This window comes from Bradyrhizobium genosp. P (genome assembly GCF_049949265.1).
In the GTDB taxonomy this organism is placed as follows: domain Bacteria; phylum Pseudomonadota; class Alphaproteobacteria; order Rhizobiales; family Xanthobacteraceae; genus Bradyrhizobium.
The window spans coordinates 3,026,151-3,046,622 of sequence record NZ_CP188195.1; the positions used below are offsets into that span (position 1 = coordinate 3,026,151).

Sequence of the window (20,472 nt, forward strand, 5' to 3'; positions counted from 1 at the left end):
AGCTTCATTCCTCGAAGCCGACGTGTGTCATCTGCTTTGATACGTCCCACAGACGTTTCGCAACGGTCTCATCTTTTGCATCGGGCGGTATCTTCGCATGTGCGGGAAAGCCTTTCATTTCCTTAGAGCCATCGGGTCCGTAATACCCGCCACTTTCCGCTTCCGCGGAGGTTGCCGCAAACAGCAGCGGCAGAGCGCCTTGTTCGGGAGGCTGAAACAGAAGCGGCGCAATCAAGCGGAGCAGGAAGGGCATCCTGTTTTCTCTCGTCTTGTCGGCTCTCAAACCCGACGAATCTGTTCGCGCCAGCCCCGGATGGGCGGCAATGCTCTTGATCCCCCACTGTCCTGCAATGCTACGGCGATGAAACTCAAGTGAGAACATCAGGCTTGCCAGCTTTGACAGCCCATATGCCGCCATTGGGGCGTACCGATGTTCCGACTGCAAATCGCCGAAGTTAATCGCGCCGCGGTTGGCAGCGAGCGCACAGACACTGACGACACGCGGATCGCGTCCCTTCCGCAAGAGTGGCATGACATACGCCGTCAGCGCAAAATGGCCAAGATAGTTCGTGCCGAAATGCAGTTCGAAGCCATCCTTTGTGACCTGTCGACGGGGCGTCATTATCACAGCAGCATTATTAATGAGTACGTCTACTCTTTCGCATGTATCGCGCAGTCTTCGCCCGAACTCCTCAATAGAGGCAAGATCGGCAAGGTCAAGTTGCTCAAAGCGAATGTTTGCTGAAGCAACGCTTGAGCGAACTTTCGCGATCGAGGCCTCTCCTTTGTTTCTGTTGCGGCCGGCTAGAATAATGTCCGCGCCCGCTCGCGCCGACGCCAAAGCACATTCATAGCCTAACCCACCGGTGCCCGTGACAACGATCAGGCGGCCAGTCTGGGGTGGCATGTCTGAACTAGTCCAATGACTTTTTCTCTTCACTTCTTCCATGACCTCGCAACTTTTATTTGAGCCGCAGACCCCAATGTGCAATTACTTAGCTCTCTTATCGTGGAAGAGCTTGCGGCTTGTCCTCAAAGTCAATTCAAGAGCTGTTTATGCGGCAGAACCAATAGCACTCTCAATCCCGTCGTCTGTCTCGGATGCATTTCAATTGAGCCGCCATGGCGCTTGACGATATCCCGTGCGATCGAAAGTCCAAGACCGAACCCGGTGCTGTCCTGGACGCGCGCATCGTTGCCCTTAAAAAATGGTTCAAACACTTTGTCGAGAAGCGCTGATGGAATTCCCGGACCGTCATCGACTACCTCAATTTCGACCAGATCCGCAGGCCGGATTCCGAGACTGACCGTGGCGTTACCCGCGTGCTTGACAGCGTTCTCCACAATGTTGGTGACTGCACGCGACAATGCGCGCGGCCGGCAGGCGCAGGAAAGCCGCGCTAGGCCCACATAGGCGACGGGATGTCCGGTATCGGCGAAGTCAGAGCAAATCGTCTGAAGAAAGCTTGACAGATCGATCAGGAACATCGCCTCGGAACGGGCATCGTCGCGTAAATACTCCAGCGTGTCGTCCAGCATTCTGGTCACGTGGGTGATCGTTCTGCATTCCGGTGCGCAGGTTGTCCTGGTCGACGCGCTCGGTGCGCAGCCGCAGCCGCGTCAGCGGCGTTCGCAGATCGTGACTGATCGCTGCAAGCATGCGGGTGCGGTCGTCGAGCAACTCGCCGATGCGGGTGCGCATCTCGTTAAGCGCGTCGGTCACCTGCACGATTTCGCGGGGGCCTCTCCGGTGCAGGGCCTCATGATCCTTTGGCGACCGCCCGAACGCCACCGCGGCCGTAGCGACCTCGGCTAGTGGAGAGATCAGCCAGCGCACAGCGTAGACCGACAGGAACAATACGGAGACCAGAACGATGATCAGCATCATAGCTGTCGGAGTCAGGAGCAAGCGCCACAGGTTTGTATCGAGCGAGATATCGAACGTCAGCGCATGTCCATCATCGAGTTTGGTGACGATCTGTGATCGCGTACTACCGGGATATCGGAGATCTTCGCCCCCTTGGATGCCCGGCTGGAGCGCGAGCTGCCGGAGCGCGAGTCTAAGAATGAAGGGCGGGCTGTCGGTGTCCCGCGGTACGAGGTCCGACACGGCAATGCGCTCGACTTTCATTCCGGTCCGCTGCACCGCCGCAAGGAGGTCGTCTGCTTCGACCGGGCTCCTGGCAGCCCTCAACAGTCGCGTGGCGTCGGCCACGCGCGCGACCGTAAAGGTCGGGTTGCTGGGCGGGTCGAGCAGCAAAACCAAGATGGCGACGACGGCGACGAATCCGAGCGTCACGGAGATGGCGACAAGACTGCTGATCTGCGTGGTAATGCTACGCGGCATCAGGCGCTCCGGCCATCCCATCAGAACTGCCTTCAACCTTGCTCTAGAGTTGGAGTAAACAAATTGCCGCCGAGCCTTGCTGTCTTGGATCATTGAAGGATCGTTGGTGTTGAGTCCGAAGTGCTGCAACTTGGGGTGAATGATCGCTTCGGTGTTCGTCTCTGTGTCTCGGAGTAACAGTACCTAGCGGTACGATAAGGCGGCCGATCATTCGGAGTCAATAGATGTGTACCATACGGTTCGGTTCTGTTTACTTTGGTCGGGACGCGCGCTAATCTTGGTTGGTCGGCGGGTGTCTCGGAGCCCGGTCTGTATGAAACAGGCAAGAGGTGGATCATGGAAACGGGGGTGAAGCCGAGGGCTCCTGGAAAGGCCGTCCGCATGGGGCGGCCGCCAAAGGATCTCGCGGCGGAAGTGGACGAGCGGATCCTCGCCGCCGCGCGAGACCTGTTTCTCGCACGGGGACTCGCCGGCGTTAGCGTTGAGGAGATCGCGCGCCGAGCCCGCGCCAGTAAGGGAACGATCTACGCGCGGTTTCCCACCAAGGAGGCGTTGTTCGCCGCGATTGCGATGCGAAACGCGGCGAAGGTGCAGGAGGGATACGGGAGCGAAGCGCCGCCCGGAGACACGGTCGAAGAGCGGCTCTCGAATCTCGGAAATGGAATCCTGAAGCATCTGTTGGCCGGGGATAGCGTTGACTTCATCCGTCTTGCAATCACGGAGGCGCGACGCTTTCCGGATCTCGCCAAAGTGGGAGGGATGATGCGCGAACGCGGAGCTCAGCACGCCGCCGCTGTCTTCAAGGAAGTCGCCCTGTCGAAGCAGGGCAGGGCTTATCCCGCCTTCGCTCCAAAGCGCCTGATGAAAACGACTTATTTCTTCCTCGACCTCGTCGTGGCGCCTCTCCTGATGCGTGCGGCGTTCGGCGAAGACCTCAAATCGGTTCGGGGACAGATCCGGAGCCATGTGGCCGAAAGTGTCTCGTTCTTCCTGACGGCCTGCCGGAGCGCCGAGACTGAAAGATAGCGGCCCGCGGCGGCCGCCGGTTCAGCGGGCATACGTCTTATCTGTTTTCTCGATAGTTCCGGTCGGAGGTCATTGGCTATCGGCCTCGCCGTCGGGCAGCGATCCTGGCTACTGAGATTTGTGCGCGCAACTGGATTGCAGGCGAATCGGGTGCGCCGGGCGAAAACGAACCTCGCGGTACGGTTAGTTGACAGAACGTTTAGCTCCGAATAACGGTACAGAACCGTACGGTACGGTTCGATTAACCGACAAAAGAGTATCGTTTTGCAGAATCACCAAAGATGCAGGGATTTCCGAGGCGCCGAAGAGGCCCTCCTTCCGCCGTCGGTCGCCATGTTTCCGCCTCCGAGAGCCGGGCTTTCGATAAGCATCCTCGCGCCGGCAGTCCTACTTGCCTCCTGCGCGGTTGGCCCCAATTTCCTCGCGCCCGATGGCCCCGCAGCAGAAGGCTACACGGGCGAGCGTCTCCTTCCTTCGACGGCCAGCACGAAAACGCCCGGTGGCGATGCGCAGTCCTTCTCTCCAGGGCGCGATGTGTCGGGCGTTTGGTGGACGCTTTTCCGGTCGAGGAAGGTCGCCGCGTTCGTCGAAGAGGCGGTCCGCAATCACCCCGATGTTCAGTCCGCCGAATTCGCCCTACGCGCGGCACGGGAAACTGCGTTCGCCGAGCAGGGCTCACTGTTTCCGCAAGTAACCGGGACCGGGTCGGCGGCACGCGAGCAGGGGCCGCTATACAAGCTTTTCAATGCGTCCGTCAGCGTCTCCTACGCCTTGGACCTCTGGGGCGGCACGCGCCGACAGATCGAATCGCTTCAGGCCCAGGCCGATTACCAAGCCTTCAGGCTAGAGGGGACGTATCTTGCGCTGACAGCCAACGTGGTTACGGCCGCGATCACGGACGCTTCACTGCGCGACCAGATATCGGCGACCGAAGACATTATCAAGGCGGAGAGCGATCAGCTCGCGCGCATCCAGCACCAGTTCGACATAGGCGCGGTCTCACGCTCGGATGTGCTGTCGCAGGAGTCGACGCTGGCGCAGGCAAAGGCGACGCTGCCGCCGTTGCAGAAGCAGTTGGCGCAGCAACGCAATCAGTTGATGGCCTATCTCGGGCGGCTGCCCAGCGAGGATCGCGGCGAGCATGTCACGCTGACCGAACTGCACCTGCCGGCGGGGCTGCCGGTCTCGCTGCCATCGGCACTCGTCGGGCAGCGTCCGGACATCCGCCAGGCCGAGGCGACGCTGCATCAGGCGACGGCAACCGTGGGGGTCGCGGTCGCGAACCTACTGCCGCAGATCACGCTGTCGGGCAGCTATGGCGCGAGCGGCACCGGCAACCTGTTCTCGCCCGGCACGGTCGTCTGGAATGCGACCTCCGCGATCACCCAGAAGCTCATCGACGGTGGCACGCTCTATCACACTAAGGAAGCCGACGTGGCGATCTTCGAGCAGGACATGGCGTCCTACAAGAGCACAGTGATCACTGCGTTCCAGAACGTCGCAGATTCGCTGCGCGCCATCCAATACGACGCGGCGACCTTGAAGGCGCAAGCCGAGGCCGAGAAGGCCGCCTCTGAAAGCCTCGCGATGGCGATCGAGCAGTTCAAGACCGGCGCGGTGCCGTACGCGAACGTCATCACCGCCCAGCAATCCTATCTCAACGCGCGCATATCGCGGATCAGGGCGCAGGCTTCGCGCTTCACCGACAGCGCGGCGCTTTTCCAGGCGCTCGGCGGCGGCTGGTGGAATCGAGACGATCAAACCCCGGATGCGCTGCCACGTCAAAACCCCGGCTACTTCTCAGGCCCTGACCGTTCTACCAAGGAAGCGTTGCGATGATCAAGCGTATGACCATCATGCTGGGCATGATGACGGTCCTGTTCGGGGGCCTTCTTGGCTTCCAGACGTTCAAGGACACGATGATCAGAAAGGCGATCGGCGCGATGTCGAACCCGGCGCAGGTCGTCTCGACGACCGCGGCCGGAATGGCCTCCTGGCAATCAAGCCTGTCTTCCGTGGGCTCGCTGCGCGCCGTAAATGGCGCCGACCTCGCACTGCAGGCTTCCGGAATCGTGCAGAGCATCCAGTTCAAATCTGGAGACGCGGTCGCCGAAGGACAACCGCTGCTCCAGCTCGTCGCCACCGACGACATCGCCAAACTGCAATCGCTGCAGGCGACTGCGGAGAACTATGCCATCGTCGTCAAGCGCGACGAGGAGCAGATCAAGTTCAACGCCGTGAGCCAGGCGACCCTCGACAGCGACCGCGCGAACCTGAAGAATGCCCGGGCGCTGGTCGACCAGCAGAAGGCCATCGTCGAGCAGAAGACCCTGAAGGCGCCGTTCGCCGGCCGGCTCGGGATTCGCTCCGTCGACCTCGGCCAGTTCTTGAGTGCCGGCACCACCATCGTCACGTTGCAGAGCCTTGATCCCATCTATGTCGACTTCTACCTGCCGCAGCAGGCGCTGGCGTCCATCAATATCGGCCAGGACGTCACCGCGACCCTGGACGCCTTCCCCGGAGAACGCTTCGCGGGCCAGATCTCGGCAGTCAATTCCAAAGTCGATACGGCGAGTCGCAACGTTCAGGTCCGCGCGACGATCAGGAACAACCAGGCGCGGCTGCTGCCGGGCATGTTCGCCAAGGTCGACATCGCGGTCGGCAAGCCGGAGCAGATCGTCACGGTTCCGCTCACCACAATCGTCAACAACGCCTATGGCGACCAAGTTTATGTCGTCGACAGCCTTCACGACGGGCAGGGCACTGCACGGCAGATGTTCGTCAAGACGAGACCGGCGAAGGGCGACCACATCGCGGTGACGGAAGGGATCAAACCGGGAGAGACAGTGGTGGTCGCGGGCCAGATTAAGCTCCGCAACGGCAGCCCGGTCAAGATCGACAACTCTCACGTTCCGGTCGCCGAGCCGGCGCCCTCCATCATCGACCGGTAACCGGCGTCAGCAGCGGAGCAGACACGATGCACTTCACGGACATCTTCATCCGGCGGCCGGTGCTGGCCATCGTCGTCAGCGCGCTCATTCTGGTGCTCGGCCTACGCTCGATGACCTCGCTGTCGATCCTGCAGTATCCGCGCACCCAGAACGCCATCGTTACCGTGATGACGGCCTATGCAGGCGCCGACTCCGACATCATCGCGGGCTTCATTACCACGCCGCTCGAAAATGCCATCGCACAGGCGAACGGCATCGACTTCATGAACTCCAGCAGCATCACGGGAACCAGCACCATCACCGTGAACCTGCGGCTGAACTACGACTCCGGTAAGGCGATGACGGAGATCAACGCCAAGGTGAATTCGGTCCTCAACCAGCTTCCGACCGGCACCCAGCAGCCGACCCTGACGCTGAAGGTAGGTCAAACCATCGATGCGATGTACATCGGCTTTGCCAGCGATGTGCTGGCCCCTAACCAGATCACAGATTATCTGACGCGCGTCGTGCAACCTAAGCTGCAGGCCGTCGCGGGAGTGCAGACGGCCGAGCTGATCGGCGGCAAGAAGTTCGCCCTGCGCGCATGGCTCGACGCCGACAAGCTAGCGGCCTACGGGCTCACCGCAAGCGACGTCTCCACTGCCCTGTCCGGCAACGACTACATCGCCGGCCTGGGCTCCACCAGGGGGCGTCTTGTGCAGGTTGATCTCTCGGCCTCGACCAACCTTCACTCGCTCGAGCAATACCGCAATCTCGTCGTTAAGCAGGTCAACGGTGCCATCATCCGGCTGAAGGACGTCGCAAACGTCACGCTCGGCAACGACGACTACGACAGCTCGGCCAGGTTCAACGGCGAGACCGCCGTCTATCTCGGCATCCAGGTCGCACCGACCGCCAATCTGCTCGACGTCATCAACGGCGTGAAGGGAGTGCTCCCCGACATCGGCGCCAACCTGCCGAACGGCGTCAAGAGCGAGATCCTCTATGACTCGACCGATTTTGTGAACAGTTCGATCGACGAAGTCGTCCGCTCGCTGGTCGAGGCGGTGGCCATCGTGATCGTCGTCGTCTTCCTGTTCCTGGGGTCGTGGCGATCGGTGCTGATTCCGGTGATCGCGATTCCGCTTTCCCTGGTCGGCACCTTCGGCCTGATGCTGCTGATGGGATTTTCGATCAATCTCTTGACGCTGCTCGCGCTCGTGCTTGCGATCGGACTCGTCGTCGATGACGCCATCATAGTGGTCGAGAGCGTCCATCGCCTGATCGACGGGGGCGTGCAGCCCATCGAGGCGGCCATCCAATCGGCCCGCGCACTCGGCAGCCCGATCATTGCGATGACCGTCGTCCTGGTCGCCGTGTACCTGCCGGTCGGCTTCCAGGGCGGTCTCACCGGTGCGCTGTTCACCGAGTTCGCCTTCACGCTGGCAGGCGCGGTGACGGTCTCGGCGGTGATCGCGCTCACCCTGTCGCCCATCAACTGCGCCTGGCTGCTGCGCCGGACCGAGCGGGACGCCTCGGACTGGCAGGCGCGCCTGGTGCGCGGAATCGACCACGCGCTGGAGTGGCTGACCGCCGTGTATCGCCGAAGACTCGAGGCCGTGTTTTCCATGAAGCCGGTCGTGGCCGTATTCGCACTGCTGCTGCTCGCCGGGATTCCATGACTCTATGCAACGTCCAAGAGTGAACTCGCGCCCGACGAGGATCAGGGCATGATTCTGGCGCTGACCTACGCCGCGCCTTCGGCCACGCCCGAGCAGCGTCAGTTCTACGGCCAGCAGCTCTACGACGTCGTGGCCAAGCGCCCCGAGACCGGGACCGTGTTCCAGATCGATACTCCGTCCCAGGCAATTGGCGGATGGGTGCTGAAGCCTTGGGACAAGCGGGCCGCAACCACTAAGACGCTGCAGCCAGAATTCCAGGGTCTGCTCAACAGCATCGCTGGCACGCGCTCGGTCGCGTTCCAGCCGTCCCCGCTGCCGGGTAGCAACGGCTTGCCGATCCAGTTCGTCATCGGCACGACGGGCTCGTTTAACGAGCTCGACGAGGCCGCGCAGAATTTCATGGCTCAGGCGCTCAAGACCGGGCAGTTCATCTTCCTCGACAGCGACCTTAAGGTCGACAGGCCGAAGAGCACGGTCGTCTTCGACCGCGACAAGGCCGGCGACCTCGGGCTGAAGATGAGCGACCTCGGAGGCGCGCTGGCGACCATGCTGGGCGGCAATTACGTCGAGTATTTCAGTCTCGACGGCCGTTCCTATAAGGTGATCCCGCAGGTCCGGCAGAACGACCGCCTTACCACCGAGCAACTGCTCGCCTATCAGATCCGCGCCAACAGCACGATGGTGCCGCTGTCCACCGTCGCGCACCTGGAGCAGAAGACCGTTCCGGAGGCGCTCAATCATTTCCAGCAGCTCAACGCCGCGACCATCTCGGGCGTCGCCATGCCGGGCGTGCCGATGGGCGATGCGCTCGCGACCATGAAGGACCTCGCGAAGTCGCTGCCGGCCGGTTACACCATCGACTTCGCCGGCGCGTCCCGGCAGCTCGAGCAGGAATCGGGCGGTTTCGTCACAACCTTCCTGTTCGCGCTGATCATCATCTATCTCTCGCTTGCCGCGCTCTTCAACAGTTTCGTCGATCCCGTCATCATCCTGGTCTCGGTCCCGATGTCGCTCGCCGGCGCGTTGATCTTCATCAGCGTCGGAATCGGTGGGGCGAGCATCAACATCTACACCCAGGTCGGTCTCGTCACCCTGATGGGCCTGGTCAGCAAGCACGGGATCCTGATGGTCGAGGTGGCGAACGAACTGCGCGCCGCCGGCAGGAATCACGCGGAGGCGATCATCGAGGCGGCGTCGATCCGGCTGCGGCCCATCCTGATGACGACGGCGGCAATGGTGCTCGGGGTCGTGCCCCTGATCACGGCGAGCGGCGCCGGTGCCGTCTCCCGCTTCAACATAGGGCTTGTCATCGCGACCGGCCTTTCGATCGGCACCCTGTTCACTCTCTTTGTCGTTCCGGTCGCCTATGCCCTGATCGCCCATTGCGGGCAAGGAAGCACGCCCAAGGCTTCCGAACTTGGTTTGCGACAGCCGGTCGGCAGGGACACATGACCAGGGGATTAGGCAAGCTCGCTCTCTTGATCGACGGCTTCAACTTGCGGTCCACAACGCGAGCCTTGGGATTCGACGTCGATTACAAGCGGTTTCTTGAACAGTTCGAGAGCCGCGGGACGGTACTGCGCGCGTTCTACTACACCGTTCTGGTAGCGGATCGGGATTATTCCTCCGCGCGGCCGCTGGTGGACTGGCTCGACTACAACGGCTTCACCGTGGTCACGAGGACGGTCAAGGAGTTTGTCGATGGCCGAAGGTCGGCCCCGGCGACCAGCAAGCGGCGGGTAACGTGGAAAGGGAGAGATCAATATCTATCTATCGATAGGTGACTGATTCGATCGATTGCGGTTGCTCGGCGTCGCGAGGAAAACCTCGGAAATCGCGTACAAGATTTGCTCGTAGGCCGCCTCCACTCTTCCGATTAGTGCCGTCTTCCACAGTCGAAAGCATTTGCCGGCCTCCATCCAATCGGAGTATCTATCAATAGATAGATATTGGGGGCCGGCGAGGTGAAAACGTCATCACCTCGCCTTAGATGGAGGACACAAGGAAGTGAGTATTGCGGCCCGCGTAAGCGCTGGAGCCTGGACCTGGCCTGGGAAGGGCTGGGGCCGGTCTGGAGCCTTCTTACGGCGAATGCTTCAATTGAGAAAAATCTGCGGACGCTGTGCCAAGGTCGACGCTTGAGCGTGGGGGCCGACTCTACGCAGGAGTTTTTCGGCTTCTTTCTGGATTGCCTCCATCGCGCGAACGTACGGAAGGTTGCCGTAGCTAACTCGCGCGACGCCGAGGTGGGCGAGGCGGTCGTTCGCGGGGACGCCTTCCATGTACATCACGTTGACCGGAAGAGAGACCTCCTCGCAGATACGGCCGATCAAGCTTTCCTGCTGCAGCCCCGGGATGAAGAATCCGAACGCGCCGGCGTCCGCGTAGAATTTGGCCCGCTCGATGGCCTCGTCTACGGATTTCGCGGGATCCTTTTTGCTTCCGAGAAAGAGATCGGTCCTCGCGTTGATGAAGAGTTCAACCCCCTTCTGCCCCGCCGCCCTCCGGATCGCGGCGATCCGCTTCGCCTGACGATTGACTGTGTAGAGTCCGGATCCGTTGACGACCCGGTCTTCGAAATTGATACCCACGACGCCGAGGTGTAGCAGCCGTGAAACGTTCTTCGCCAGTTCGTCGTCGTTCTCGCTGTAGCCGCCCTCGAAATCAACGGCGACCGGCACGTTCACGGCCTCTACGATGCCTGCCGCAAGCTCCTCAACCAGCGTCCTCGGAACCCTCTCGCCGTCTTCGTATCCCAGTGCAGCCGCGACCGCCCAACTGCTCGTGGCGACCGCCTTGGTTCCCGCCTGGACGATGGCTTTGGCACTGCCCACGTCCCATGCGTTGTACAGAAGAAGCGGTTTCCCCTTCACGTGGAGCCTCGAAAATTTGTTCGCTTGGTCGCTCTTGCTCACAACGCTCTCCTTTTTGTTTCACAGCTTCGATGAGGCATTTCGACGAGCCTGGCTGGGCTGGGCGCGGGGAAGGCGATGCTTGGATCATTCCAGGGCCGCCTCACTTGGCGGCCTCTTCGCGAAACTCTTTTCAAGAACGACTGTCAGGAAAACAGAGCCGCACCGGCGGGCGTGAACTTCACGTAGGTCCCGCTCTCGAACGAAGCCGCCACGCCGATTATGATGGCGCGGCGGCTTTGACCTGGTGGACCCGGACGATGGGCAATGTCCGGTGAACGCAATCTACGCAGCTGTGAGCTTGCACAAATGAAGTCGCGGGTTAAGCTTGATGCCGGAGAAAAGGGTTAAAAACCCCGCGAATTTACGGGGCGCGTGGCCTGATTTTTGCGGTGCAACTGCCGGTTTTCGGTACTGGTCGAAAGTGCGCGGTCACGGCAATGCCGCATTCGCTGGCTCATCTGGCGATAAGTCGGCGCCCTGGGCGAGGGCGCGGGTGACTAAGAGAACCCGGAGTTGAGCGCAGGTTCTGCACCGCCAGCCGCAAGCGGCGCTCCTCCGGGTCCCCTCACTGAAACAGCACCCAAGACGGGGCCCTGATAAGTCTCCCGGTTGCAGCTCACGCGGGCACGCGGCGCTTTCGGTTTTAATGGGCATGGGGTGTTATTGCCTTCAACCGCGAGAGGCCGCCCACCTGAGCCGGCTTCAAACTCCAAACGAATGCCTCATCTGGATCACCATGCGCTGGACGGCGTAGGTGTATTTGCCCTGTGCGTATTGTTGGTCAGCGAGGTAAAGGGTAGCAATAATGCCTGCAGCTATCAGCAGTCCCTTCATGAGAAATTCTCCAAAGAATCGATGCGATTCGCAGAGCCAGCGCAGTTGAGCCTCCTACCCCAACTCTCTAAGCAGGTGCTCAACTTCTTGCTCGTGAAGTGTCTGTGCGTCTTTCAATACGGCCAGGATCTTTCAGGCTTCCACGGTATTGTGGCCGTCCCGTTCCATACTCACTATCAGCGCCTCTTGAACAGCGATGGCGCGTCTGCCTTCGGCTGCTGCCGGCCTTACATGTCGATCCCGAAGAGCGCGAAGAGGAGCGAGGTCGCCATTCTCACAATGGCGAAAAGCGCGATGATCGCCAGCCATGGTACGGGGCGTGAGGCGGTAAGATCGGTTGCGGGCTTAGAAATTGCGGTCATTAAAATACTCCAAGCACAATGCAATGGAGCGACGCTAGACAGCGACTGTTGCAGGCGGATTTCGCGAATTGTTTCCTCTCTGTTTCTTGGGAACCGGCTTCATTGGGAACCCGAGCCCGGTGTCGGTGCCTGAAGAAGCTACGCCGCCGGGCTCGAAATACATTGTCCCGGCGGCGCCCTGTTGCAAACTGGGCCCCGCAATTCCCAGTGCCATCGAATTAGCAAAGCCGGTGCCAAAGCGTCGGTGCACTTGTGGACAGAGGCCTCGGAGCAACGCGACGTCGTCCCGCCTGTGAGCGTAGGTGTGCACCGGCAGGGCTCCGCAATCATACGGACTCGAATTTCATCGCGCTGTAACGGACGCCGCCCTTTAATCCCTGCATCCTTTACCTGTTTATATTTGCGAATTGCCCGGCAAGCTTTCTGCCGGGTTTTTCGCGCGACCGCCCAACAGCGCATGTCAGCTCAGTGTCAGCTTCTCGAACTACATCTGCGGTTTTGGGGTTGTCCCGGTGCGAAAGAGATTAGCCACGGTGGGTTTGACCTACGCGGCCCTTCGCAAAGAATGCCTCCACGCCGTTCGGCAGCGGCCCGGCTGCGAAACGATCAGCGGCATCCAGATCATTCGACAGAACGATGGGAGTTTCGCGGTAAAGGTTACTCTGTACGGGGCATCGCAGACGCGGCTCGCGGATCGAGCGATGAAGGTCGTTCAGCGAGAGATGCGGCACCGGTTTTCATTTGATCGAGCGAACTTTTGGTTGAGGTGAGCCCTCATTTCCTGCCAGGCGCTCAAGTCCCGTGTGATCAATTTGGGCCATGAACCTTTTGCGCCCTTTGTGCCACCTAATATCAACGGGATTTTGCAATCACCTTCCCGGGGCTAGGACCAGCGCCGTCTGCAATCATTTCAAGCAGGCGGCGTTGTGTTGTCGGGGGCCGCAAACCAACCCGCATCAAAAGTGGAAGGCCCCAACGCGGGGCTGGCTGCGTCGAGGACTTCGGATGGTGCTGAGACGTGGGAAACGCGCATTTTCCAAATCGTTCCCGCGGCCAACGTCTGGGATGCTGGGAACCTTACGCCAACCTGAAACTTGGATCCCCCGTTCCGGGCAGGGAACCAGAAGGGAGACGCCATCATGGAACGCCGTCGGGTGAAGCATGGTCTCACACTTGAGGAGAGGCTGGCGAATGAAGCGAAAGAGCTGAGCGCGGGCCAAGAGCATGCCGCCCTGTGTCGAGCGCGACGCGCTGATCCGCCGGGCGCGGCAGAATGAAGCCGCAGCGCACATGACGGATTGGTTGCAATCGCCCGGTTTGCAGTCGCCAATCTAGCTAGGGAACTAACCTTCAGAGGGGCCTCACTGAGGCCTCCTCCCGGTTCATAAATTTCAGCATGTGGATGGCGAAACGCTCTTCGGACAGACGCCGTTCGATGAAGTGCATCTCGACGTCGTTGAGCCTGGTGCGCAGCAGTCCCTGGTAACGCTCGATGTTTTGCTCGTGCGCGCGCAACATCGCGATCTTTCGCTCTTCCATGTACGCCCCCTTGGTTCTTGGAGGTGCTTTCGCGCCAATTCCAGCCAGCGTACATGCAAGAGTCAATGCCACAGTGACGGTGACTTGAGGTGGCCGTCAAATTGTCAGGAGCGGGGGATGCCGCCTTGAATTGCGGGGAGATCAGCCCATGCGTCACGAAACTGCAATGCGAGATTGGTGAAATCTTCACGGACCATCCTGCGACGGATCACCAGCGCGGGTAAGGCGCGGTCACTCGTGTTACGCGGCCGAGTGGCCCCGCTGACGCCCTGCGGGACGCTTAGGCTGGATCGTAAGCCGATAGGCGATGAGCTTGGCCCCGTCGAAAACCTCCAGGGCCGTATCGCAGACCGGACAGCGATACTCTCCTTTAGGGCCAGGTTCGGACCACAACTCCAGCCGCTTGAACCCGGCCCCACAGCTAGGGCAGGTTATGTCCGATTTTTTCATATACGCGTCCCCAAGCCGCTCGTGGCCGATGACACTTTAGCGAACGGTGCGCGGCGGAACTATGTCCTGTGGAGAACGCTGCTATCCAGCTTAGTTAGGTTGCGATAGCCGGTATTCGTGTCAATCACGCGCATAACCCCGCAAAACTACGGCTGCGAAAGCGCTGATCAGTTCTGCGCCAAGGTTTTTCTGAATGCCCCCAGAGGTCGTTATGAGGTGATAAGGCCTTTGATCACGATAAGAAATTCTAAGTATTTGCCTCGTACGCTCGGCGAATGGAGCACGCATCGGCGGAAACATTCCGACAGATGGCGCGGCGAAACTACATTCGTCTCGCTGCATGGATGACGCGTGACGGGCGCGTTTCTGAACCGGCGCGGGCGCCAGAGGCTGCGCGGCTTGAAGCTCAAACCAGGTCGCCCCAACCGGCCCGGCAACCTCAACCTCCGCGGCGGTGAGGCGGAGCCGGTGCGCCGGAAATGGGCGCATGTCCGAGGATAATACTCTCAGGCAAACAAATCCGCACCGGCGTGAACTTCACGTAGGTCCCGCTTTCGTGATACTCGAGCCAGCCCTGCGCGATCGCGAACTGCAGGCCGGCCCAGTATTCCGCCGCCGTCGTCTTGTCCTCGTAAAGCATCTTGCCGTTGACGTACTCGATGTAGATCCGGCCATCCTTCAGCGGCGGGAAAGAGTTGGCGTGCTCCAGCAGCCGGCGAGCGGCTGGCGTAGGGGCGATCTTCGGCAAGCTTTTTCATGCTGCGGCTTTATCTTCCTTATAGTCCTTGCTCTGCTATCCCGCACGCTCTTCATCGTCGGGTCACGCATATTGCCGGGCCAGATCGTTGCGACAGTTAGGGATGCGAAGGCGGGGCGGGTGTGCGCTTAATCCGAGGCCAGCGCAGTTTTGAATCGAAAGGCGCCACTCACGCGCGCCCCCTTGCCGGTTTTCAGAAATGAAAATCTAAACGGGATGAAATCTAGCCCCGGCAAGAGCCATATTGCACTTGTCCACATCGATGCGGATTACGTGGAAACACGGCAAAGGGCCCCGACGCGGGGTTGGATGCGTCGACGGAAGTCGACGGACCGGGGGCCTCTACCTGAGACCCATCCGCGCTACTGCCATTCCCGCAATCTCGCGCGGATCGCTGATGCCGGCTGCATGGATGTCGATAACGTCGCGGGCCACCATCCTGCAAAGTGGATCGTCACGATCAAGCACGCCCAGCAAATGGAGCGCCTGGCCGAAGGCCCTGTTCAGAAGTTCGATTTCCTCAGGCACGCGTTCGCGGCCCTTCAACAACTGAGTGATTGGCATTGTTCCTGCCTTCAGCAAGTTCGCCTGGCAAAAGCTAGATTCCTCTCATTATAGCACAGCGGATTCCAAAAGACTTCTCTGCGACGCGAAGGCGGGGTGGTGTCGGTTGTGTGAGGGCCGGCTTAGCTCACGAGTCACTTTCCGAATGCTTTTTTCCAACCGTGAGGGCTTTCGATCGTATATTTTCTAATCGTTGTCTCCGCACGCACTCTTGCATTGCGGCTGAGATTGATTGATGGGCTCTTCAACCCATAGGGTGTTTTGCGTTTTGCGCTCAATCGTTATTGTGGTCTTGAAGCACCCGAATGCACTATCATCCACGGCAACAACTTCGTAAGGCGTCCACTTTCGAATTTCGAATTCGTAGGGCGCATCCATTCTCCCGATTTGTTGCGCTCCAATCGCCTGCACCGAAGATGTCCAACATTCCTTTCGATCCTTGATGCAGGCGATGCTGAAGGTGTTGTTCGGATAGCCCAATCCTTTGCCGGCAAGCGTTCCAGAAACTGCAACAACTGCCTCGCTGTCATAAAAATTCTTGGGAGCAAACATGATAGCCATATCGTCGGGCTGTTTATCTCGCGCTTGCAAGAATAGAAGTGAACCCGCACCAACGATTAGGCCAATCAGTCCTCCAACAAGAAAGACAGCAGACTTCATTTTCTTCGCCCAGATGTACAGAAAAACGCGGGAGCGACAATCCGTTCTGTCTGTGACGGCCGATTCAATGGAATAAATGTGACAACGCCGTTCTTAGGCGTTCGCATTCGACAAAACCCGAGGCGTATTCACATTCGATCATGGCAACGCGCCGCTCCTGCTGATCGCGCTGATGAATCAAGATTTCAGAACGGGACATTTGGTGAGCGCCGTCAGGCGTGACGACGGTGCAATTACCATTACCAAAGCAGGTTGTGACATCAGCTGCGGCTGGATCGAGCATAAATGCTATTATGGTAACGATGAAGAGGATGCTGCGCACCGAGTCATTCATTTGCTTTGATCCCATCGCGCGCCGTAGTTGCCCAGACCACAATATCGGGAAGTTCGGGCTTATTTGTTTGCATTAGCCATCGCAGGCCGTCGTGGGGCGGCATTTGATATTCGCGCGCCGGAAAGATGGCTGCAGAGATGTCTGGCGCCTCAAACTGGGCTTCATGAACGCATGGTCTGTTGATCTGACCATCAGGCCTACGTGTAGCGACCTGCGGCCTGAATTTTGGCATTTTCACCCCGTTCGTCCCCAGCCCAACACCAAGGGGTAAATGGCCTCGGAGTGTCCCAAAAAATCCACCCCATCCCGCCGCCACCATAAGGCGAGTGAGCCGGGCGGGGCAACTAGCCCTCGGTTTCTTCAACACCACCGCCATCATGGCCCGCATTGCCTCGGGCCGCGTGGATCCAGTCTATTTCAGCGACCACACCAACGGTGCCACTCATATTCAGCGACTTTCTTACCGCGTGTGAACAGCGCGATAGTCGGGAAGAGAATGCCGCCCAAGAAGCCCAGGAGACAGAACCCGCCGAAAAGAATGACGGGTATCAGAAATAGTATCGTGGCTGTGCCTTTCGGAAAATAATCCGGAAAGATGACGGTCGCGACCCAGCCAAGGCAAAATGCAACTACTATCCAGCGAGTACCCGTCATCGATTTTGCCTACAGCCCAAACTAACCCTTAGTCTTCCCCTTCAACCCCAACTCCACCAGCCGCCGAATGGCCTCCGGCCGGCCAGGCAGGTCGTCTTGTTTCCGGCGCCAGTCGTCGAGCGTGCGGAGAGCGTCAACCGTCATGCGGACGGTCACAGGCTCGCTCTCGACCGAAGGCCTACCGCGCTTTGAATTTTTAATGTTGTTTATTGTTGACGTCATAAAGTTAAAATGGCATTAATTAGCGAGACGAGCAATCGCTCGATTCTTAGGGGCGGGAAAATCATTACATGACAACGACCGAAACGGACAATAGAGACCACCTCGTTGACCTTTCTCATACTCAGGTGGGAATTTCGGATCTGAAGACTGCGACGGATATTATCTACTCGCTAGTCATAACGATGGGGACGAAGACCAATTGAGATGGTGGCCGCTAAGCTTCTCGACGACGCCCACGTTCTTTCCGAACAGTTCTCAAAAGCATTCGGCGCCAAAATAGCCGCGCTGCGCCAGATCGATGGACTGGACGTGTTAGCGGAAGCTGCGGAATAACAGCGCTTGGCTGCCAGTCATTGCCTGATACCTATCAAGCCCGCGCCGCCGAGACGCCTCACCTGAAAGGGTGGGGCGTTTTACAATTGAGGGTAGGGCTCCGGTCATGGTGGCTGGCTTTACCCCCGTCGATCTTCAAAGGTGAACAGCGCTTTCATGAGCGGGCCGTCGTCGTCCCTAATCTCGATGGCCAAGCGATGTGCACCGATCGTCTGCTCCATCACCAATTCCGCCAAGGTGCGGGCGGCCTCCTCCTGTGCTGCCTCAATGGACGGAAGCTCGATTCCCAGCTCATCAAAGATGACGGAATCGCCGTCCAGCAAATCAAAAAAGTAGCGTGTCATAGGGCCGCCCCGGATCATTGATCGCCAGGCCAAACGGCAGAGGCGGGCAAACGATGCGAAACTCGAATTAGGACACGCTCAAATCCAACTCAGGACACTAAAGGCTTCAAATACGGATAGCGGGCCGGCCAGACCATTGGATGCATTGTGGAAAATGATATGGCACAAACTGCATGTTGGGTAGCTAGCCGAAAGGCGGCCGGGCCCTGGAACACGGAACCGAACCGTTAAAGCAATGGGTGCCTGCCGCTAGGCGCCCGATCCTAGTACTTCTGCACAGTGATTATGACTTTTTGGAAGTGTCTGGGTAGACGCGCTCCAATTTGGCGCGGGCCTTTTCTGTCGCCAGATTGTGGAGACGATCGACCAACCGCGCATTGACGCTGCCCTCGGTGAGCATGCACGCGTCCTAGAAATGAGTATCGCGGGCAAGACAGCGCGAGAGATTGCCGCAGTGTGCTGCCTGGGCGGCGGCAAGGCCGGCGAGCGGAAGGCTGTTGCTGCGCAGGACGCCGCGTTGGCGGCGCTCGCCGCGTAGCCTGAAATCACGGTCTGGCCTTAGTTTGAGCAGGAATCGCCGATCAATTCACCGTCACTATAGCGGAGGAGACGGCGAGACGTGGCGAATGAGCGGCAGCGGAATGTCTGTGCAGGCCAGATCGTGGTTGATGGCGCTCCTCTGCGCTGCAAGGTACGCCACCTGACGGCTTCCTCCGCAATTGTACAAACTCCTGACGCACCCTTCGTGCCCGCAGCCTTCGGCTTGCGCGTTCCGAGCATCGGACTTGATACAAATTGTGCTGTAGTGTGGCGGGACGGGCGGCGCCTCGGCGTGACGTTTTTTCCGAACTAACCGCGAACTTTCTTTCGGGGGCGCGTCCCTCGGTCGGAGGGTCGGACCCTATTAATTAAGACGGGCAATGTGCTGCCCAACGCGACGTAGCGCCGGTTCAATCCCGGCCATCTCCCTTTTCATAACTCGGTGACATTCGGCTCCGTTGTCATCGCGCGAAACTGAGACTCCACGGAGTCTCTTTTTTCGACATTCCATATTCCGATTTTAAGGAAACGACATGAGGAAATCAGAAGTCGCCCGCCTCTTGGCGCGGCGGCTCATGCTTAGGCCGACCAGACTTGCGGCGCTGGTACAACGATTAGCCGTAAGTGGCCAGATGCATAGCTATGTAGGTCCGCCTTACGCCGACGTCTCAATGATCGAGGCCGCCCGCATGCTGCTGGCCGGCGTTGTCGACGAAGGCATCGCAGCGGCGCCCAGCGTTGGCGCGAAATACGGTAGCTTACGTGGGCTGGGATCGAGTCTTAAGGAAGCGTTGGCTCATGCGCTGTCGCGGCCCGACTGCCTGGCGCCGATTTGCAGCAGCTTGGAAATCCACGCGATTGAAAATCCATACGTGCTGCTCACCGTGAGTACAGCGGACGGTGCCAAGACGACCGTTTTTGGCGACATGCCAGAGGTGGAAAACGTTGATCGTGTCGTGACCGTAAGCGGCGCGGCGTTATTCGCAATCAGTCAAGAGCTCGCAGGAATGCCTCCGGGCGAGGTTGATGATTTGCTTAGGAGGATGTAGGGGCGGCGTGTCGCGCTTTGTCGAGACGCCGCTGATGCCGATGGTCGATGCTGTTCGCCTCGGCTCGAGCTACGCAACGCCGCAGGTGGAGAATTACACTCGTATGATCTGGCGCGGCTGTTGCTCGGAACGCGAAGATATAAGCTGCAGGCTCAGATGAGCGAGAGATCACCGGCGGAAGGCTCAGCTGCCGCGCGATCTGGAAGAGCCTGCGCCGCGCGGGAGTTCCCGTTGCGCTGCGCTGGACGCTTTCGCCTTGAGGCCCGCGATCTCGCCGATCAAATCCTCTATCCGCTTCTGAAGGTCTCGAATCTGCTCCCGGTCTTCGCGTCGATTGCGCTCGAAGCCGTCGATCGTGCGTTGTGCAGCGCGAACGTCGGCCTCCGCGTTGCGCAGCGCCGATTGGAGGGTGCCAAGGTTCCGGACAAGATCGTCCCTCTCGATCGTGAGTCGCTTCAGAGCGGCGTCCTTCTCCTTCCGCTGGCTCTCGGCCAGGGCTGTTCGCTCCGACGCGGCCAGCGCGTCGTTCTCAAGATCCTCAATGCGGTTCCGAAGCCTTGCGTTCTCTTCCCCAATCGTACTGGTTGATGTCGTGGGTGTGGCTGCCCAATACTTGGCGAGAACAAGAAGGATTTGCTGGGAGGTTTCGGTCGTCAGGTGCTGCAGCTCACGTTTCAATGCACCCGGCAGGTTGGTAGCGAGGGCTGGGCTCGGGGTGCGCCGTCGAGGCATGCCGGCAATGATGGCCTTGATCCGATTGACGTTTCCTCCTCCCAATCGGACCCGGACCCGCATAGGATTGATTTCTTCGCCCTCTGCAATCAATGCTTGCGCAGCCGCCAAGATTTGGGAATCGGTATACTTCTGCGGACGGGACATGGGATTTGTTTGATTTATGCTAACTTATTTTACATCCGGTTCCATTCCGAT

The 20,472-nt window shown here is 59.5% G+C and carries 17 protein-coding genes and 2 pseudogenes; 8 read left to right on the forward strand and 11 right to left on the reverse strand.

Features of this window, described 5'->3' with window-relative positions; genetic code table 11:
• Positions 1 to 4: 4 nt before the first annotated feature.
• The 3 genes from ACP2YO_RS14605 to ACP2YO_RS14615 form a co-directional block, all read right to left on the reverse strand.
• The gene (locus ACP2YO_RS14605) at positions 5 to 949 is read right to left on the reverse strand and encodes an SDR family oxidoreductase (RefSeq protein ID WP_426441456.1); all 945 of its coding nucleotides are present in this window, start codon (positions 947 to 949) and stop codon (positions 5 to 7) included.
• An 89-nt stretch (positions 950 to 1,038) separates the two neighbouring features.
• Positions 1,039 to 1,539, reverse strand: coding sequence for a sensor histidine kinase (locus ACP2YO_RS14610; RefSeq protein ID WP_426441457.1), 501 nt, complete (start codon positions 1,537 to 1,539; stop codon positions 1,039 to 1,041).
• On the reverse strand, positions 1,442 to 2,440 hold the full coding sequence (locus ACP2YO_RS14615) for a histidine kinase dimerization/phospho-acceptor domain-containing protein (protein ID WP_426441458.1): 999 nt from the start codon (positions 2,438 to 2,440) through the stop codon (positions 1,442 to 1,444). The genes ACP2YO_RS14610 and ACP2YO_RS14615 overlap by 98 nt, the downstream gene beginning before the upstream one ends.
• 243 nt (positions 2,441 to 2,683) lie before the next feature.
• Here ACP2YO_RS14615 and ACP2YO_RS14620 point away from each other — a divergent pair, with 243 nt between their 5' ends.
• From ACP2YO_RS14620 to ACP2YO_RS14640, 5 genes and pseudogenes are all read left to right on the forward strand, one after another.
• On the forward strand, positions 2,684 to 3,373 hold the full coding sequence (locus ACP2YO_RS14620) for a TetR/AcrR family transcriptional regulator (RefSeq protein WP_426441459.1): 690 nt from the start codon (positions 2,684 to 2,686) through the stop codon (positions 3,371 to 3,373).
• 333 nt (positions 3,374 to 3,706) lie between these two features.
• Entirely contained in the window at positions 3,707 to 5,212 is a 1,506-nt protein-coding gene (locus ACP2YO_RS14625; protein ID WP_426441460.1) for an efflux transporter outer membrane subunit, read from the forward strand.
• Positions 5,209 to 6,324, forward strand: a complete 1,116-nt coding sequence (locus ACP2YO_RS14630; protein ID WP_426441461.1) for an efflux RND transporter periplasmic adaptor subunit — start codon at positions 5,209 to 5,211, stop codon at positions 6,322 to 6,324. The genes ACP2YO_RS14625 and ACP2YO_RS14630 overlap by 4 nt, the downstream gene beginning before the upstream one ends.
• A gap of 26 nt (positions 6,325 to 6,350) precedes the next feature.
• Positions 6,351 to 9,437, forward strand: a pseudogene (locus tag ACP2YO_RS14635) (efflux RND transporter permease subunit).
• A pseudogene (locus tag ACP2YO_RS14640) lies at positions 9,434 to 9,697 on the forward strand (NYN domain-containing protein); the annotation flags it as partial. The pseudogenes ACP2YO_RS14635 and ACP2YO_RS14640, both read left to right, overlap by 4 nt.
• Positions 9,698 to 10,081: 384 nt before the next feature.
• Here the strand turns inward: ACP2YO_RS14640 and ACP2YO_RS14645 are convergent.
• Positions 10,082 to 10,900 carry an isocitrate lyase/PEP mutase family protein gene (locus tag ACP2YO_RS14645; protein WP_426441462.1) on the reverse strand — a complete coding sequence of 273 codons (819 nt, stop codon included), beginning with the start codon at positions 10,898 to 10,900 and terminating at the stop codon, positions 10,082 to 10,084.
• Positions 10,901 to 11,617: 717 nt separating this feature from the next.
• Between ACP2YO_RS14645 and ACP2YO_RS14650 the strand changes: the two genes are divergently transcribed.
• Positions 11,618 to 12,229, forward strand: coding sequence for a hypothetical protein (locus ACP2YO_RS14650; protein WP_426441463.1), 612 nt, complete (start codon positions 11,618 to 11,620; stop codon positions 12,227 to 12,229).
• A 1,217-nt stretch (positions 12,230 to 13,446) separates the two neighbouring features.
• On the opposite strand, the gene ACP2YO_RS14655 is transcribed toward ACP2YO_RS14650, so the two are convergent.
• From ACP2YO_RS14655 to ACP2YO_RS14675, 5 genes are all read right to left on the reverse strand, one after another.
• Entirely contained in the window at positions 13,447 to 13,635 is a 189-nt protein-coding gene (locus ACP2YO_RS14655) for a hypothetical protein (RefSeq protein WP_426441464.1), read from the reverse strand.
• 889 nt (positions 13,636 to 14,524) lie between these two features.
• Positions 14,525 to 14,833, reverse strand: coding sequence for a hypothetical protein (locus ACP2YO_RS14660; RefSeq protein ID WP_426441465.1), 309 nt, complete (start codon positions 14,831 to 14,833; stop codon positions 14,525 to 14,527).
• Between the two features lie 351 nt (positions 14,834 to 15,184).
• Positions 15,185 to 15,424: a hypothetical protein gene (locus tag ACP2YO_RS14665; RefSeq protein ID WP_426441466.1), complete on the reverse strand. Its 240-nt coding sequence runs from the start codon at positions 15,422 to 15,424 to the stop codon at positions 15,185 to 15,187.
• Positions 15,425 to 15,592: 168 nt separating this feature from the next.
• Positions 15,593 to 16,066 carry a hypothetical protein gene (locus ACP2YO_RS14670; RefSeq protein ID WP_426441467.1) on the reverse strand — a complete coding sequence of 158 codons (474 nt, stop codon included), beginning with the start codon at positions 16,064 to 16,066 and terminating at the stop codon, positions 15,593 to 15,595.
• 64 nt (positions 16,067 to 16,130) lie between these two features.
• The gene (locus ACP2YO_RS14675; protein ID WP_426441468.1) at positions 16,131 to 16,400 is read right to left on the reverse strand and encodes a hypothetical protein; all 270 of its coding nucleotides are present in this window, start codon (positions 16,398 to 16,400) and stop codon (positions 16,131 to 16,133) included.
• A gap of 1,080 nt (positions 16,401 to 17,480) precedes the next feature.
• Here ACP2YO_RS14675 and ACP2YO_RS14680 point away from each other — a divergent pair.
• Positions 17,481 to 17,609 (forward strand): hypothetical protein, encoded by a 129-nt coding sequence (locus ACP2YO_RS14680; protein ID WP_426441469.1) that lies wholly within the window; start codon positions 17,481 to 17,483, stop codon positions 17,607 to 17,609.
• Positions 17,610 to 17,728: 119 nt separating this feature from the next.
• Here the strand turns inward: ACP2YO_RS14680 and ACP2YO_RS14685 are convergent, their stop codons facing one another.
• Positions 17,729 to 17,953, reverse strand: coding sequence for a DUF6894 family protein (locus tag ACP2YO_RS14685; protein WP_426441470.1), 225 nt, complete (start codon positions 17,951 to 17,953; stop codon positions 17,729 to 17,731).
• Between the two features lie 1,211 nt (positions 17,954 to 19,164).
• On the opposite strand from ACP2YO_RS14685, the gene ACP2YO_RS14690 reads away from it, so the two are divergent.
• Positions 19,165 to 19,542 carry a hypothetical protein gene (locus ACP2YO_RS14690; protein WP_426441471.1) on the forward strand — a complete coding sequence of 126 codons (378 nt, stop codon included), beginning with the start codon at positions 19,165 to 19,167 and terminating at the stop codon, positions 19,540 to 19,542.
• A 183-nt stretch (positions 19,543 to 19,725) separates the two neighbouring features.
• On the opposite strand, the gene ACP2YO_RS14695 is transcribed toward ACP2YO_RS14690, so the two are convergent.
• On the reverse strand, positions 19,726 to 20,421 hold the full coding sequence (locus ACP2YO_RS14695) for a DNA-binding protein (protein ID WP_426441472.1): 696 nt from the start codon (positions 20,419 to 20,421) through the stop codon (positions 19,726 to 19,728).
• Between the last annotated feature and the right edge of the window lie 51 nt (positions 20,422 to 20,472).